Below are 14,729 nucleotides of genomic sequence, written 5' to 3' on the forward strand. Positions count from 1 at the left end.
ATAAATAGGCGTCGAACCGTCCGCGTGGGAACGATCAGCGAGTCTACCGATCCGCAAACCCTTTACCCACCGCCGCCAACTCTCCAATCAACCGAGCCGGCTTCCACAGATCGCCCTGCTCCGCCTCCAACCGCAACAAGCGTTCATGGATATTCGCCAGGCCCTGCTGATCCGCCCAGGCCATCGGCCCACCGTTGTCCGCCGGGAATCCGTAGCCATTGAGGTACACCCATTGCACCGGCACCCCGACGTTAGCCAGGCACATCACAATGCCACGGCCCATGGTGCCCGCACCGATCACCGCGGCGCGCTGAATATCGAACGGCATTCAGCGAATGGATTTTCGGTCTGATATCTCATAGACGACACACCCCCTGTAGCAGTTGCCGAAGGCTACGTCCGGCCACGAAGCGGACGCAATCCGGGCGACTCAATCTTTACCTGGAAACAAGGTGTCAGGTTTACGACCGCTTCGTGGCCGGACGCAGCCTTCGGCAGCTGCTACGAGATCGCGATCATCCGGCCAAATGAGTTCCAGCCCACGCTCTCACTCCCGCATACGGGTAATCCTCCAACGCCGCAAACCCCGGAATTGCCCGCGCCTTGAGCTTGGTGAACAGCGGCACGCTGATGCCGCACAAAAACCGCGTCAGCCGTTCCGCACCCGGCAGGCTGCCGTTGTACTGCTCATGCCTGTGGATAAAGTCGCCGCACAGTGCCCGGAAGTTTTTATCCACAAGCGCCGGCAATTCAGGAGGCTCTGGCAGACGTGCAACCTGACCGTGGCACACTGAACAATGCCCGCACTGTTGCGGCGCGTTTTCATCGCCGAAGTACTGCGCCAGTCGATAACCGAGGCAACGCTCGGTAGCGAACAGATCGAGCATCGCGTGGATCCGCGCGATCTCAGTGCGTTCATGCTGCGTGAAGTAGGCGTGCAATTCGGCGCTCAATGACTGCGCATCGAAATCCGTCACCAGCAGGCTGTAGACCTCGGTCATTTGCTTGCTTTCAAGCTCCACCCAGCCCTTTTCCTGGAAGTAATCCAGCGCCTTCACCACGCGGTTACGCTCGGCCTGATGCTGTAGATACAGCGCATCGAAATTCACCGTAGCCCAGGTCCTGGCGCGGCTCGACGTCTGGATAATCGCCGAAACAAAGTCCCGCCGCTCGCCCTCGAAACGCGCCAGCAAGGCTTCGGGTTCGACCAAAAACTTGAAGCGGTACTCAGCAAAGTAGGCATAACGCGGCGCGATCAAACCACGCAGTTCCAGCTGCACCAGCAAGGTCTTGAGCGGCAACTGACGAATGTTGCTCTGATCCGCCAACGGCCCCAGCAGAAACTCCCACTGACCATCGGGGCTGGCCGCTTGCAGTTCGTCCAGCACACAACGAATACCGTCCAGCTCCGGCGTATCGCCGTAAACGAAATTCTCCAGCACGTTGAGGCTGTCACGGTTGGCCAGCACCAGGCAGTCGGACGGTTGCCCGTCACGCCCCGCACGGCCGATTTCCTGGCTGTAGTTTTCGATGGATTTCGGCAAATCGAAATGCACCACGTTGCGGATGTCGCTCTTGTCGATGCCCATGCCGAAGGCGATGGTGGCGACGATGCAGTTGGACTGCCCACCCATGAACCGCCGCTGAATCGCTTCGCGTTGCTCATGGGGTAAACCGGCGTGATAAGCCTCGGCCTGAATGCCGTGCTGACTCAAGTGCTGAGCGATCTGTTCGGCAGTTTTCTGCAACGTGACGTAGACGATGCTCGGCTGCCCGGCGCGCTGGCCCATCCACTCGACCAAACGCCGACGCTTGTCCTGGCCGCGCACCGGCTCCACCAACAGGTTGAGATTGGGTCGGTAGAAACCGGTGGTCACCACATCCGCCGGGGCGATGGCGAATTTCGCCTGCATGTCGGCGATCACCTTAGGCGTTGCTGTGGCGGTCAGTAGCAACGCTTGAGGAATGTTGAACTGACGCTGATAGGCCGGCAGCTTCAAATAATCCGGACGGAAGTTATGCCCCCACTCCGATATACAGTGCGCCTCGTCCACCACCAGCAGCGAGATGGGCACCTGCTGCAAAAAGTTGCGGAAGCGTTCGTTCTTCAGGCGCTCCACGGAGATCATCAAAATCTTCAACTCGCCGGACCGCGCCCGCACCATCACGTCGTTGGCGTCATCGCGGCTCTGCGCCGAATCGATACTCGCCGCCGCAATGCCATGGCGCGCCAAGAACGCCAACTGGTCCTGCATCAACGCCAGCAACGGCGAGACCACCAGCGTCAGGTTCGGCAGCAACAAGGCCGATAGTTGATAACACAACGACTTGCCGGACCCGGTAGGAAAAATCGCCGCCGCCGACCGCCCGGCCAACACCGCACTGACCGCCACCTCCTGGCCGGGCCGAAACTGTGGATAACCAAAGACCTGTTCAAGGGTGTTGTGCATAAGCTGTCACTCCGTTGACCGCTGAGATGCCTGAAGCCTAGCCGGCATATTCAGCGGGTCGAGAAAAGGTCGGGCGCAAAAAGGATACGCAATGATACAGGCTGAACCGCGCGGTCTAACGATCTCTTACAGCCGCTCGCCTTTCAGGAACGGACCCTAGCCCCAGAGACGGCCGGCCCTGATCGTTTGAACTACAATTGGGTCTTGCACGGTGAGGCAGATGTGATGAGCAAACTGACGTTTGAGCAAAAGCGGGATCATTACGACAAGATCCGCCGGTCAAACTACTTGGCAAGTCTGCGTCTGGAAGGCTTTGACACAACACGTGCCGACGCCGATAAACCGCTCCCCACCCGGGAAGCCGTACTCAGCAAATACTTCAAGAACCCAAGCTAATGCCGGATAAATATGGGGGCAGCCAGGATCCTTATCGCTATCCAGATAGTGGAGTGCTGCGCAACCTCCTCAATATTCATGACGAAGACCTCCTTCAGGAAGCTGAACGAGAACTCTCCGAAATCGCAGCCAGCAAATTTCGCCTACTCCCTGCGCCCTACGACCTGAGCTTTTTTCAGCTCATTCATAAAACTCTATTTTCGGACGTCTACGAATGGGCCGGAGAGCTGAGGACAGTCAATATCCAGAAGGGCGATACCCTGTTCTGCACAGCCGAACGGATCGTCCCTGAGGCCGAAAAAATATTCCGCGCCATGGAGAAAGCCTCCCGGTTCACCGGTACGACTAAAACCGATCTGGTTGTTAAGGTTGCCGAAGCTTATGGCGACCTCAACGTCATTCACCCTTTCCGGGATGGCAACGGTCGAGCCCAACGCATCCTGTTCGAGCAAATCATCATCAATGCCGGTTTCTCCGTCGATTGGTGGCTGGTCAAACAGACCGATTGGCTCCCGGCCAACATAGACGCCGTAGCCTGCGACTACCGGGGTCTGGAGAACATATTCAAACGCTGTATCGGCAAGCATCTGCGCTAGATTCGGTGAGTTGGCCGTAAACTCCCAGTCATTCCGGCTGCACGTCAGCCCCCCGCAAGCCCCAACCGGATTGTTAACCATGAAACTCGCCATCGGCTTTCCCGACGATCAAGCGATGCGACTCCTCATGCAGCTGCTGCACGAAGAACTCGGCCTGCCTGAACGCAAAACCATCAGTCTGCACACCTCGATCAACCTCGACCTTGGCTGCGACGGCGCTGACGCAGAGCACTTGATCGAAGCGCTGAACGAGCAATTCGCCATCGACTTTATCGACTACGACGCCTACCGCTACTTCCAACCCGACGGCTACGATGTGTTCCTCAAACGCAGAGCCAAGGGTCGTGGTGACAAACTCCCGCTGACCATCGGCATGCTCTACCAGGCCATCAAGGCCCAACGCTGGGACACTCAGGCGCTGGAAGGTCTGTAGCGCGCGTATCGCCAATTACGCTTCCCACACCTAAGCCAGACACACCACAAAGTGCAATTATTCTGGCTGCTTAGCTCTATTTCAGCAGGAATAATGGCAGTTATCCTCGTATAGCAGATCCCAGTCATACGAGACCTTTGAGCAATGACAGATTCATGGTGAGGCCACTCCGCCCCTTCACTTAAGTGCTATTATTCTGGCAGTTAAGGCTTAAAAATGAAGGAATAATGGCATATGGCTAAGAAAACAGCGCCACTCTTGCCCGCCGCGACCAAGCTGCTCAGCGAGTTTGGCGAGCGACTGAAACTCGCTCGACTTCGCCGAAAGCTGACATCCAAGCAAGTCGCCGAGAGGGCTGGCATGTCACTGATGACACTGCGCTCTCTGGAGTCAGGCAGAGCAGGTGTGACGATTGGCGCCTATTTGTCAGTGATGCAGGTGCTCGGCCTGGAAAAGGACTTGAGTAAGCTCGCCGCAGCTGATGAGGTGGGACGCCAACTGCAGGATGCTCAATTAAGCCCTGTAACAAGCCTCGCAGCCAATAAACGTCGAAGTGCGCGCAGCGTGATTCCGGTTAAAACGTCGTCACCGACGGGGGAAAAGGTGACGCCAATGATTGGAAGGCCGGACACCGGTTCGAATCGTATTCCTGATTTCCCTATCAACACCCAGTCTTTATCCAATCTGTTGACCAAGAAAAAAAACCCCACGCCTACGGCAGGTGAGAAATGACGATGATCGCCGTCTATGCCGATTGGGAATCCTTGAACAGCCCAAGGCGTCTTGGGTTCCTCCACGTCAGAACGACTCGTTCTTCTAACGTGTTCGAGTTTGAGTACGACCCTGCAGCACTGGCCGACCCCGCATTGAGTTTCACATCACTGGATCCCCGCATCGGGCTCTTTGAAGGCCGACAGTACCCAGGTCAACATCAGAGCCGGTTCGGCGTATTTGCCGACTCAAGTCCGGATCGGTGGGGCCAATTGCTGATGAAACGTCGGCTGGAACGAGACATCCGCGAAGGCTTGGCACCTAATGGCACCAAGCTGTACGAGTCCGACTTTCTCCTGGGTGTTCATGACCGTTACCGGGTAGGAGCGATCCGCTACAAGCTCAACGACGAAGGCAACTTTCTGGATGATCGCGATGGGTTAGCCGCACCGCCCTTCGTCGAGTTACGCGCTTTGGAACAGGCAAGTCGCGCCTTGGAGAGCGATCCGGACAACACATCTCCCGACGGGCGCGAATGGCTGAGAATGCTGATTGCACCCGGCGGTTCATTGGGCGGAGCCAGACCTAAGGCCAGCGTCGCCGATGAGGTTGGTCATTTGTGGATCGCAAAATTCCCAAGCACTCGCGATGACTATGACGTCGGAGGCTGGGAAATGGTGGTGAACGCCTTGGCGAATAGTTGCGGACTGCGGGTCGCGACCGGTATGGCGCATCGCTTCGCGAGCAACCATCACTGCTTCATGGTCAAGCGCTTCGACCGAACCGAAAAAGGTGGCCGACTGCACTTCGCCTCGGCCATGACCATGACCGATAGGGTGGACGGCGACGATGCATCGGTAGGTGCCAGCTATCTGGAGTTGGCTGAAGTACTCATAAAGCACGGCTCGGAAACCAAGGCAGATCTTCGCGAATTGTGGTCCCGCATTGTGTTCAACATCCTGGTATCCAATACCGACGACCACCTGCGCAACCACGGTTTTATCCTTGATCCTGGTCGGGGATGGCGTCTGTCTGACGCCTACGATATGAACCCGGTAGCACACACCGATGGATTGAAACTCAACATCACCGACGCCGACAACGCCTTGGATCTTGAACTCGCTCGCGAGGTTGCCGAGTACTTCCGTGTCAGCCGCGCAGACGCAGACAACATTATCGAGAACTTCCAGGAAGTCGTCAGCCAATGGTCAACGGTGGCCGACGCGTTGGGGCTTTCCAAGCGTGAACAAAACAACATGGCCCCCGCGTTCCGGCTTTCCGGCAACTAATATCTATGGGGTTGGGGGTGTAAATGGACGCCATGCCATTCCCCCGCCCATCGACTAGACACCTATCGCTACTTCCAACCCGACGGCTACGATGTGTTCCTCAAACGCAGGGCCAAAGGGTCGCGGCGACAAACTCCCGCTGACCATTGGCATGCTCTACCAGGCCATCAAGGCCCAACGCTGGGACACTCAAGCGCTTGAAGGTCTGTAGCGCGCGTATCGAAAATTACGCTTCCCACACCTAAGCCAGACATACCACCCGGTGGACTGCCCCCCTGGGGTGCTCTGTCGCTGGTGTCGGCTTCGGCGACCCATTCCACCGACGGCGTGGCACTGATCCTCGCGATCGCGGCGGGGCGGGCGGGGCGGTCTGTGTCGTGGTCTTCGCCTTGTGCGACCAGGGAAAAAGCACTCGGCATTCAAGAACTGACGGCGGCTGGCAGCCGCCTAGAGCGTCAGTGCATGCTTTCGATCAAGGCTTTCGCCAAAGCCACGGATCACCTCCAGCAGCGACTTCACCCGCAGCGGCAGATTCCCGGCGGGGTACACCGCGTGCATCTGCGGGCTCTCACCGGCGCTGGAGGTGAGCTTGTACTCGGGACAGACCCGGCGCAGGTGCCCCGCTTCCACTTCGGGCTCCGCCAACCAGTCCGCCAGGCGGGCGATCCCGACGCCCGCCAGGGCCGCCTGGAACACCGCCACACCGGAGCTGAAGCGAAACTTGGGATGAACCCGCAAGCTGATGGCCTGCTCCTCACTGCGAAAATTCCACTCCTTGAGAATCCGCGGTGCCGTATGCAGGATCAGCGAGTGCGCCTCCAGCGCCTCGATGGAGTCGGGCATCCCGCGCAGCTCCAGATACCCGGGGCTGGCATACAGGTAACGTGAATAACTCCAGAGCGCAAAGCCGATCAGGTCACTGGATTGCGCAAACGCGCCGCGAATCGAGAAGTCCAGCTTGCTCTTGGCCGGGTCAATGGTCTCATCGGTGAAAATCACATCGACGTTCACGTCTGGATAACGCTCGCCATACTGCGCGATCAATCGCGGCAATACCCCGTGTCCGAGAGACTCGGGGGCAGAAAAGCGGATCCAGCCGCAGGCCAGGCCGCTGAGACCGGCCAGATCTTCATCCGCCTCACGTTGCAGATCCAGCATTTTGTAAGCGTGGGGCAACAAGCGCTCACCCGCCTCGGTCAAGCTCACGGCATTGGAGGAGCGATTGAACAACTTGACCCCGACACTTTCCTCCAGGGCTTGAACAGCACGGGTCAGCGAGCTTGGGGAGCGCCCCAGAGCACGTGCCGCCGCGACGAAGCTGCGCTTGCGAGCCACCGCCGCGAAGGCTTCAAGCGCCCCTAACATATCCAGTGCCACTCGCCACCTCATTGCACTTCTCACAACGTGGCATTGCAACACAAAAAAGGCCCTTCCGTTAACCTTCCCGCTCAACCCACAAGGATGTAGGCAAACAGGAGCAGAAGGACGTGTCAAAGCTGGAAGAAATAGTCGGAAAACCCGCAACCCCTATCGGTGAAGAAATGGGTGAATGGCTGGGACAAAAATCAGCCACGTCGACCCGACAGGAGATACCGCACGTTCATGTGTCGTTCGAAGAACAGCGCACACTTCAAACCGGCCTGGCATCGCTGGCCGTGACCGACAGCGCCTCGGGTATCCGGCGCATGCCGGCCTTGGGGCAATTGCTGGAGAGCGCCCTGTGCGCCGAGAAAATCCAGCGGCTGCGCAACTTTCCAAAGGCCCGTGAGGTGGCGATGATCGTCAGGGGGCTGCCCCTGGACCCGAACCTGCCCGCCACGCCCTACGACATGGCGCCGGGCATCGAGAACCTGTCGGTACTGGCCGGGGCTATCCTGTCCGTGCTGCACACCCTGCAAACCCGTCCGGTGGCCTACGAGGGTGAAAACGACGATACGGTGTTTCGCCACGTATCGCCCAAGCACAAGCGTGAAGCCGAAAAGAGCTCCTATGGCTCGCGCATGGACCTGAGCATGCATGTCGACAACCCTCACCTGCCCTTGACCTGCGAACCCGTGTCGCAGTTGTCGGCCTGTCCGGAGTACCTGTCCCTGACCGGTGTGCGCTGCGAGCTCGGCGTACCGACACGCATCGTCGCCATTAGCGACGTGCTGGCCATGCTGCCGGCCTGGGTCGAAGATGAATTGTCACGACCGCACTTCGCCATTCGCCGACCGGCCTCCTTCGGCAAACAGGGCAATGTGCTGGAAAACGTCCCCTTGCTGTACACAAGCGCAACCGGTGGCCTGTATTGCCGCTACAACAAGGCCAGTGTCACAGCGACCTGCGCCAACGCGCAGTTTGCCCTGCAACTGTTCGCCGTCGCTGCCAATCATCCTGATGTCGTGCACCACATCCTGCTGCAGCCGGGGGACATGCTGATCTTCAAGAACCAGCAAACCCTGCATGCCCGGGACGGTTTTACCCCCCGCTACGACGGCCTCGACCGCTGGATGCTGCGCGTCTTCGGGGTCAACGACCCGGCACGCGTGGTGCCGCTGACCCCTCATCAACCCTTCATTGTCAGAGCCTGATTTCATGGTCGATATTGTCATCCTTTGCGTGTTCGCCTTCGCCGCCGGCCTGATCGATGCAGCGGTGGGCGGCGGCGGACTGATCCAGATACCCGCGCTGTTCAACGTGCTACCCACGGCACAACCGGCGGCGCTGCTGGGTACCAACAAGGTCGCGGCAGCCTTCGGCACCGCATTCGCGGCCCGGTCCTTCGTGCGCAAGGTGGTGATCGACTGGGGGCTGGTGATCCCCGCCGCCTGTGCAGCCTTTGTCATGGCCTTCTTCGGGGCGGCCACGGTGACGTCCGTCCCCCAGTCGGTGATGCGGCCGGCCGTGCTGGTGTTGATCATTCTGATGGCGATCTACACCTTCTGGAAAAAGGACTTTGGCGCCCTGCACACACCCATGCGCATCGGCACCAGGGAGAAACTGCTGGCGATCGTCATCGGCGGTGCCATCGGCTTCTACGACGGGCTGTTCGGTCCCGGCACCGGCAGCTTCCTGATCTTCCTGTTTATCCGCTGCTTTGCCTTCGACTTCCTTCATGCCTCGGCGTCGGCCAAGCTGGTGAACATCGCGACCAACGTAGCGGCACTGATTTTCTTCATTCCGACGGGTAACGTGCTCTACCTGATCGCCATCCCCATGGCGGCATTCAACATCCTGGGCGCGCTGACCGGCACTTGGCTGGCGGTTCGTAAAGGCGTGCCCTTTGTCCGGGCCCTGTTCCTGGTGTTGCTGGTGATCCTGATCAGCAAACTGTCCTACGACCTGTTGCTGAAAACCTGAGGAAAACCCCATGCAGCCCATTTTCGATCGCCTGGTGGCGCTACTCGATGCCCACGCAGCCTCCTACCGGGTATTGATGCACGATGCCGAGGGCCAGTCGGCGCGGGTCGCCGAAATCCGTGGCACCGAGCCCGGCCAAGGTGCGAAGGCCATGCTCTGCTCGCTCAAGGGTCAGTCCGAACCGTATGCCCTGGTGATACTGCCGGGGGACCAGAAGCTCGACATGAAGAAGGTCGGAGCGGCCCTGGGCGGGAAAAAAGCCGAACTGGTGAAAGCCGAAACCGCCATGGAATTAACCGGGTGCAGGATCGGCGCCATCCCTCCTTTCGTCTTCGATGAGCGGATTCAATTGATCGTCGACCCGGCCCTGACCACAGGCTACGACGAAATCGCCTTCAACGCCGGTCGGCTGGATGCATCGATGGTGCTCGATACGCAGGATTACCTGAAGATTGCCAAGCCTCGGTTGCTGGATATCAGCCAGGCCTGAGCACACCGCTACTGCGTGGGGGAATGCCGCTCAAGCAAGGCTGAACGCGGTCCCTGTAGAGCAGGGCTTGCCCGCGAAGGGGCCTTCATGATCGCCAAAAGCTTCGCTGGCAAGCCAGGCTCCTACGGGGACCGCACAGTTCTATGACTACAACCTCAAGTCGACGTGTTCTATCTGTCGGACAGTCATGCCCAAACACAACAAAAAAAAAGCCGCCCAAAAGGGTAATGCCAGTCAGTTAAGCTGACTGGCATTTTTATTTTTGATCGGATACTTCGGTGATTTCAGCCGAATCGCCCGAGGATAAACGCGCTCCTCACGTCGATGCGGCAGCACGTAGTGCGGCGCTGAAGCATGAAGCTCGGCCAAATACTTGGGGATGTTCCCGGAACGGTCGGCCGAGACGCTGTTGATAAACCCGAGAATCGCCCAGGTACACGCGGTAAAGCTCATTTCGCACGGGTAAATGCCAGGACAGTGGCGACTCATTTCCACCATCTGATAGCGCAACAAGTTGTAGCCCAACAACACGCCCCACAACTCTTGCTCGATCATCTCGGGTGTCTTGCTGCGCAGCGTATAACTGCTGTTGAGCAGCGTCTGCTTCATTTCCCGAAAGCCTAATTCGATTTCCCAGCGCTGGCTGTACAGATCAACGATCTCGTCGGAAGGAAAACGCAGTGGGTCAGCCATCGAGGTCAGAATCTGACACACCTTGCCCTTGACGGTTTTGCTCAGCAGTCGCGCGGTCAGCCGCTCCGGTAACCCAGGCCATTGCTTGCGGGCCTGCGGCGAAGTGCTCAACGAAACAATCGCATCCTGGCGCCCCAAACGCTGGATCACCTCGTACTGCGAGCCTTTTTTCAGCGGCATCAGCCAGTGGCGTTCGACGCCTGCCTGCTGCCACTGATGCAGTAAACCTAACGAGTAAAAACCACGATCAAACAGCGTCAGCGAGTGATCGGGGGTGGTTTCGATCAGTTGCTCGGCCAGTTTCATTTCGTTGCTGCGGTAGCCGTCAAACGCACTTCCAATCAGCAAATGGCTGGTCAACTCCATTTGGCAGACCATCCGCACCTGAGGAAAACCGGTGTCGCCATGCTGGTTGCTGGCGGAGTCATAGCGCGCCCGATTTTCCGGCGTGTCGGGCGTGCGCCAGACAACGCCATCGACGCCCAACAAACGCAGGCCGGCCCAAATCGGGTGACCGGCCGCCTCATGCCAACTTTTCTGGGTCAAATCGAAGACTTGTCGTACAGCTTCGCTGCCCAATCTCTGGCGTGCCTGGACTACGGCGCTGGGGGCCACCAACGGGCGCTGGCCCGGCAACATGATATTCATGCGACTGACCACATCCCAGGCCGACATGCGCCGGAAGAACGCCATGGAGATCACGCACCAGAGCATCATTTCCAGCGGCAAACGACGCTTGCGCAGCGTCGCCACACCAGCTTGTTCAAGCGCCTGTTCGACCAAAGAAGGATCGAGCAAAGCATCCAATCCCTCGATGGCGTTGGGGGTAGAGGCGATGTTGTGGGTCAGTTCCAGTGCCCGAGCGAGACGCATAAAAAAATCCGATGCCAGTACAGGCATCGGATTTTGATTTCTTGCGGCCAAAGGTCAAGCGAGAAGGCTTAACTGATCGGCATTAGCCCAAAAGGGCGGCTTTTTGTTACCTCAAACCACTACCCGATAATTACAACTTCGGACCAGCAGCCTTGATCGCGTCACTCACATCGAACTTCTTGAAGTTCTCAACGAACAAGCCAGCCAATGCTTTAGCAGCTTCGTCGTAAGCAGCCTTGTCAGCCCAGGTGTTGCGTGGGTTGAGCAGGCCGGTTTCAACGCCCGGTACGGCCAGCGGCACGTCGAGATTGATGGTGTCGAGGTGTTCGGTTTTTGCACCGATCAGCGCGCCGCTCTGGATAGCTGCGATGACACCACGGGTGGTCGGGATGTTGAAGCGTTTGCCGACGCCGTAGCCACCGCCGGTCCAGCCGGTGTTGACCAGGTAGACCTTGGAACCAAAGCCGCGGATGCGCTTGATCAGCAGTTCAGCGTATTCGCCGGCCGGACGCGGGAAGAACGGTGCGCCGAAGCAGGTGGAGAAGGTCGATTTGATGCCGCTGCCGGAACCCATTTCGGTCGAGCCCACCAGAGCGGTGTAGCCGGACAGGAAGTGGTAAGCCGCTTGTTCTTCGCTGAGGATCGAGACTGGCGGCAGTACGCCGGTCAGGTCGCAGGTCAGGAAGATCACAGCGTTTGGCTCGCCGCCGAGGTTTTTCGGGGCGCGTTTTTCGATCAGTTCGCGCGGGTAAGCGGCGCGGCTGTTCTGGGTCAGGCTGTCGTCGGCGTAGTCGGCTTTCTTGGTGACTGGGTCGAGTACGACGTTTTCCAGGACGGCGCCGTGCTGGATGGCTTTCCAGATAACCGGCTCGTTCTTCTCGGAGAGGTCGATGCACTTGGCATAGCAACCGCCTTCGATGTTGAACACTACGCCAACGCCCCAGCCGTGTTCGTCGTCGCCGATCAGGTAGCGGCTTTCGTCAGCGGACAGGGTGGTTTTACCGGTGCCGGACAGGCCGAAGAACAACGTTACGTCGCCCTCTTCGCCCATGTTGGCAGCGCAGTGCATCGGCAGAACGTCGACTGCTGGCAGCAGGAAGTTTTGTACCGAGAACAGGGCTTTTTTCATTTCGCCGGCGTAACGCATGCCCGCGAGCAGGACTTTCTTGGCCGCGAAGTTAATCATCACGGTGCCGTCGGAGTTGGTGCCGTCACGCTCAGGTTCGCAGACGAACGCTGGGGCGTTGAGGATCTGCCACTCGGTTTTCCCGGCTGGGTTGTACTGTTCAGGATTGATGAACAGGCAACGGCCGAACAGGTTGTGCCAGGCAGTCTCGGTGGTCATTTTGACGGCGAGGTAGTGCGCAGGATCAGAACCTACGTGGACGTGGGAAACAAAACGCTCGCGCTCGCCCAGGTAGGCTTCAACGCGGTTCCACAGAGCGTCGAACTTGTCGGCCGGGAACTTGCGGTTGATCGGGCCCCAGGCGATGGCGTCCTGGGTGGAAGGCTCTTCAACGATGAAACGGTCGACTGGCGAGCGGCCGGTGCGGTGACCGGTTTTCACTACCAGAGCGCCGGTATCGGAAAGCTCGCCTTCACCGCGGTTCAGGGCTTCTTTAACCAGATCGTCAACACTCAGATCGGTGTACACGGCGTTATTGGCTTGCGTCATGAGGTTCCCCGTCGGCCAGTGGCCGAGTGCTCCAAACGTTTTGTAGTAGAAAGTTGCGCACTACTACCGCTAAAAAAGTGGGCCGGATTATGCCAGAAAAGCCCAAAAAAAGTAGGACCCTCCCGTCAGGGCGGCGTTAATCCGGCGTTTGTCAGGTGATTTACCTGCGCTGAAACGTTTTAGTGACGAGTATCTGACGGTGTGTCAACACCCGCTCCAGCGAATAATTGAGCCACATCGGCAGCATCGAACAGGTAGCGCTCGTTGCAGAACTGGCAATCGATCTCGATGCGACCGCCGTTTTCGATGACCAGTTGCTGAGCGTCTTCCTGACCCAAACTCACCAGCGCATTACCCGATCGATCGCGCGAGCAGCTGCAGCGAAAGCGCAAGGTCTGCACGTCGAACATGCGTACCGCTTCATCATGGTAGAGGCGATGCAGCACGGTTTCGTTGTCCAGGCTGAGCAGTTCGTCAGCGGTCAGAGTGCCGGCCAGGGTGGTGATGTGCTGCCAGCTGGCGGCGCGTTCTTCGTCGTCCTTGATGCGGTCGGCCGGCAGTTGCTGCAACAGCAGACCACGGGCGCGACGGCCGTCGGCGTTGAGCCAGAAGCGCGTGCCGACTTGCTGGGACATGACGAAATAGTTGGTGAAGCATTCCGACAGGTCAGCGCCATCGAGGTCGACGATGCCCTGGTAGCGCTGGCCATGGGTTGGATCGACGGTCAGCGCCAGCACGCCCTCGGGCATCATGTCGGCGAGGGTCGCATCAGGGGCGATCTGCTCGGCGTGGTAACGAGCCAAGCCACGGATTTCACGCTCGCTGGAGCACTCGATCATCAGCAGCGGCACCGGGCCTTCAGAACGGGCCTGGAGGATCAGCAAGCCATCGAACTTCAAGGTGCCGACCAGCAACGATGCCGCCGCCATCAGCTCGCCGAGCAATTGTGCGACGGGCTCCGGATAGGGGTGTTTGGCGAGGACTTCGGCGTAGCTACGCTCCAACGCAACCAGCTCGCCGCGGACGTCGCTGTCATCGAAGATGAAGCGTTGGGTGTAGTCGGTATCCGTTAGATCGGTCATAGGTCTGGGTATCTGAAGTGATAACAAAAAGGGTTACAAGGGTCGAAACTTGCGTTACGGCACCATTTTGGTGCGAAACTATTCAGCCATGGGAGACATTTTATGAACAATCCGGATTTGTTCCAAGCGAGGTAGAACCTCGGCAGGTTGGCTCTGTGTAATTTACTCCCTCTGGCACCGCAGCCCTACTCCCCATCATTCCCACCATGAAACTTGAATAGATCGCGCCGCTGTTTCTTGGTCGGTTTGCCGTCGGTGCTGACACCCAGAGCGCCGGCCTTGCGCAGCGCGGCGGCGTTTTCGCGTTTGGCGATGCTGACTTCGGTTTCGGCGTACAGGGCCTGAGCCTCCGGTGCGCCACGACGCACGACCGATAACCCGAGGACCTTAACAGTGCGCTCATCAAAACCGACGCGAATCTGAAACTCATCGCCGACTCTCGGCTCTTTGCCCGGCTTGCAGCGCTCACCCCGGCAATGCACTTTGCCACTTTCAATCGCCGCTTTGGCCAGCGCGCGGGTTTTGTAAAAGCGCGCAGCCCACAACCACTTATCCAGACGGACTTTGTCGTCCTCTTCGGTTTTTTGTGCCATGGGACTTCCTCATCCTGAAATATTTCTGAACTGTACTACCGTTTCTGTTGTGCCATGAATTACACCGGCTCAGTTTAGAATGCGCGCCTCTCCAGAGCCTCGTTCG

Annotated in this window: 14 protein-coding genes and 4 pseudogenes; 10 read left to right on the forward strand and 8 right to left on the reverse strand. The window is 58.6% G+C overall.

Going from position 1 to position 14,729, the window contains the following annotated elements:
- Window positions 1–43: 43 nt before the first annotated feature.
- From ACZYSM_RS19070 to ACZYSM_RS19080, 3 genes and pseudogenes are all read right to left on the reverse strand, one after another.
- Window positions 44–238 (reverse strand): annotated as a pseudogene (locus tag ACZYSM_RS19070) (3-hydroxyacyl-CoA dehydrogenase); the annotation flags it as partial.
- Window positions 239–328, reverse strand: a pseudogene (locus tag ACZYSM_RS19075) (hypothetical protein); the annotation flags it as partial.
- Between the two features lie 187 nt (window positions 329–515).
- Complete coding sequence (locus ACZYSM_RS19080) at window positions 516–2,450, reverse strand: RecQ family ATP-dependent DNA helicase (RefSeq protein ID WP_489073494.1); 1,935 nt, start codon at window positions 2,448–2,450, stop codon at window positions 516–518.
- Window positions 2,451–2,675: 225 nt separating this feature from the next.
- Here ACZYSM_RS19080 and ACZYSM_RS19085 point away from each other — a divergent pair, with 225 nt between their 5' ends.
- From ACZYSM_RS19085 to ACZYSM_RS19115, 7 genes and pseudogenes are all read left to right on the forward strand, one after another.
- Complete coding sequence (locus tag ACZYSM_RS19085; RefSeq protein WP_489073496.1) at window positions 2,676–2,846, forward strand: YhfG family protein; 171 nt, start codon at window positions 2,676–2,678, stop codon at window positions 2,844–2,846.
- Window positions 2,846–3,442 (forward strand): Fic/DOC family protein, encoded by a 597-nt coding sequence (locus ACZYSM_RS19090; RefSeq protein ID WP_489073498.1) that lies wholly within the window; start codon window positions 2,846–2,848, stop codon window positions 3,440–3,442. The genes ACZYSM_RS19085 and ACZYSM_RS19090 overlap by 1 nt, the downstream gene beginning before the upstream one ends.
- Window positions 3,443–3,521: 79 nt before the next feature.
- Window positions 3,522–3,875 (forward strand): DUF1493 family protein, encoded by a 354-nt coding sequence (locus ACZYSM_RS19095; protein ID WP_489073499.1) that lies wholly within the window; start codon window positions 3,522–3,524, stop codon window positions 3,873–3,875.
- Between the two features lie 234 nt (window positions 3,876–4,109).
- Window positions 4,110–4,607 (forward strand): helix-turn-helix domain-containing protein, encoded by a 498-nt coding sequence (locus tag ACZYSM_RS19100; protein WP_489073501.1) that lies wholly within the window; start codon window positions 4,110–4,112, stop codon window positions 4,605–4,607.
- On the forward strand, window positions 4,604–5,875 hold the full coding sequence (locus tag ACZYSM_RS19105) for a type II toxin-antitoxin system HipA family toxin (protein WP_489073503.1): 1,272 nt from the start codon (window positions 4,604–4,606) through the stop codon (window positions 5,873–5,875). The genes ACZYSM_RS19100 and ACZYSM_RS19105 overlap by 4 nt, the downstream gene beginning before the upstream one ends.
- Before the next feature lie 57 nt (window positions 5,876–5,932).
- Window positions 5,933–6,086, forward strand: a pseudogene (locus ACZYSM_RS19110) (DUF1493 family protein); the annotation flags it as partial.
- Window positions 6,087–6,136: 50 nt separating this feature from the next.
- Window positions 6,137–6,305: pseudogene (locus ACZYSM_RS19115) on the forward strand (MFS transporter); the annotation flags it as partial.
- Between the two features lie 17 nt (window positions 6,306–6,322).
- Here the strand turns inward: ACZYSM_RS19115 and ACZYSM_RS19120 are convergent.
- The gene (locus tag ACZYSM_RS19120; RefSeq protein ID WP_489073505.1) at window positions 6,323–7,252 is read right to left on the reverse strand and encodes a LysR family transcriptional regulator; all 930 of its coding nucleotides are present in this window, start codon (window positions 7,250–7,252) and stop codon (window positions 6,323–6,325) included.
- Window positions 7,253–7,362: 110 nt separating this feature from the next.
- On the opposite strand from ACZYSM_RS19120, the gene ACZYSM_RS19125 reads away from it, so the two are divergent.
- Genes ACZYSM_RS19125 through ACZYSM_RS19135 form a run of 3 tightly spaced genes read left to right on the forward strand, consistent with a single transcriptional unit; the run spans window position 7,363 to window position 9,707 of the window.
- A complete protein-coding gene (locus ACZYSM_RS19125) occupies window positions 7,363–8,448 on the forward strand; it encodes a TauD/TfdA family dioxygenase (RefSeq protein WP_489073507.1) in 1,086 nt (361 codons plus the stop codon).
- A gap of 4 nt (window positions 8,449–8,452) precedes the next feature.
- Window positions 8,453–9,217: a sulfite exporter TauE/SafE family protein gene (locus ACZYSM_RS19130; protein ID WP_489073509.1), complete on the forward strand. Its 765-nt coding sequence runs from the start codon at window positions 8,453–8,455 to the stop codon at window positions 9,215–9,217.
- Between the two features lie 10 nt (window positions 9,218–9,227).
- Window positions 9,228–9,707, forward strand: coding sequence for a YbaK/prolyl-tRNA synthetase associated domain-containing protein (locus tag ACZYSM_RS19135; protein ID WP_489073511.1), 480 nt, complete (start codon window positions 9,228–9,230; stop codon window positions 9,705–9,707).
- A 234-nt stretch (window positions 9,708–9,941) separates the two neighbouring features.
- Here the strand turns inward: ACZYSM_RS19135 and ACZYSM_RS19140 are convergent, their stop codons facing one another.
- The 4 genes from ACZYSM_RS19140 to ACZYSM_RS19155 all read right to left on the reverse strand — a co-directional run bounded on the left by ACZYSM_RS19140 (window position 9,942) and on the right by ACZYSM_RS19155 (window position 14,623).
- Window positions 9,942–11,273 (reverse strand): IS4 family transposase, encoded by a 1,332-nt coding sequence (locus ACZYSM_RS19140; RefSeq protein WP_489073513.1) that lies wholly within the window; start codon window positions 11,271–11,273, stop codon window positions 9,942–9,944.
- Window positions 11,274–11,403: 130 nt separating this feature from the next.
- Window positions 11,404–12,948: a phosphoenolpyruvate carboxykinase gene (locus ACZYSM_RS19145; RefSeq protein WP_489073515.1), complete on the reverse strand. Its 1,545-nt coding sequence runs from the start codon at window positions 12,946–12,948 to the stop codon at window positions 11,404–11,406.
- 179 nt (window positions 12,949–13,127) lie between these two features.
- A complete protein-coding gene (gene hslO / locus ACZYSM_RS19150) occupies window positions 13,128–14,030 on the reverse strand; it encodes an Hsp33 family molecular chaperone HslO (protein WP_489073517.1) in 903 nt (300 codons plus the stop codon).
- Window positions 14,031–14,215: 185 nt separating this feature from the next.
- On the reverse strand, window positions 14,216–14,623 hold the full coding sequence (locus ACZYSM_RS19155; RefSeq protein WP_489073519.1) for an RNA-binding S4 domain-containing protein: 408 nt from the start codon (window positions 14,621–14,623) through the stop codon (window positions 14,216–14,218).
- Window positions 14,624–14,729: the final 106 nt, after the last annotated feature.

Source organism: Pseudomonas sp. F220 (assembly GCF_057813935.1).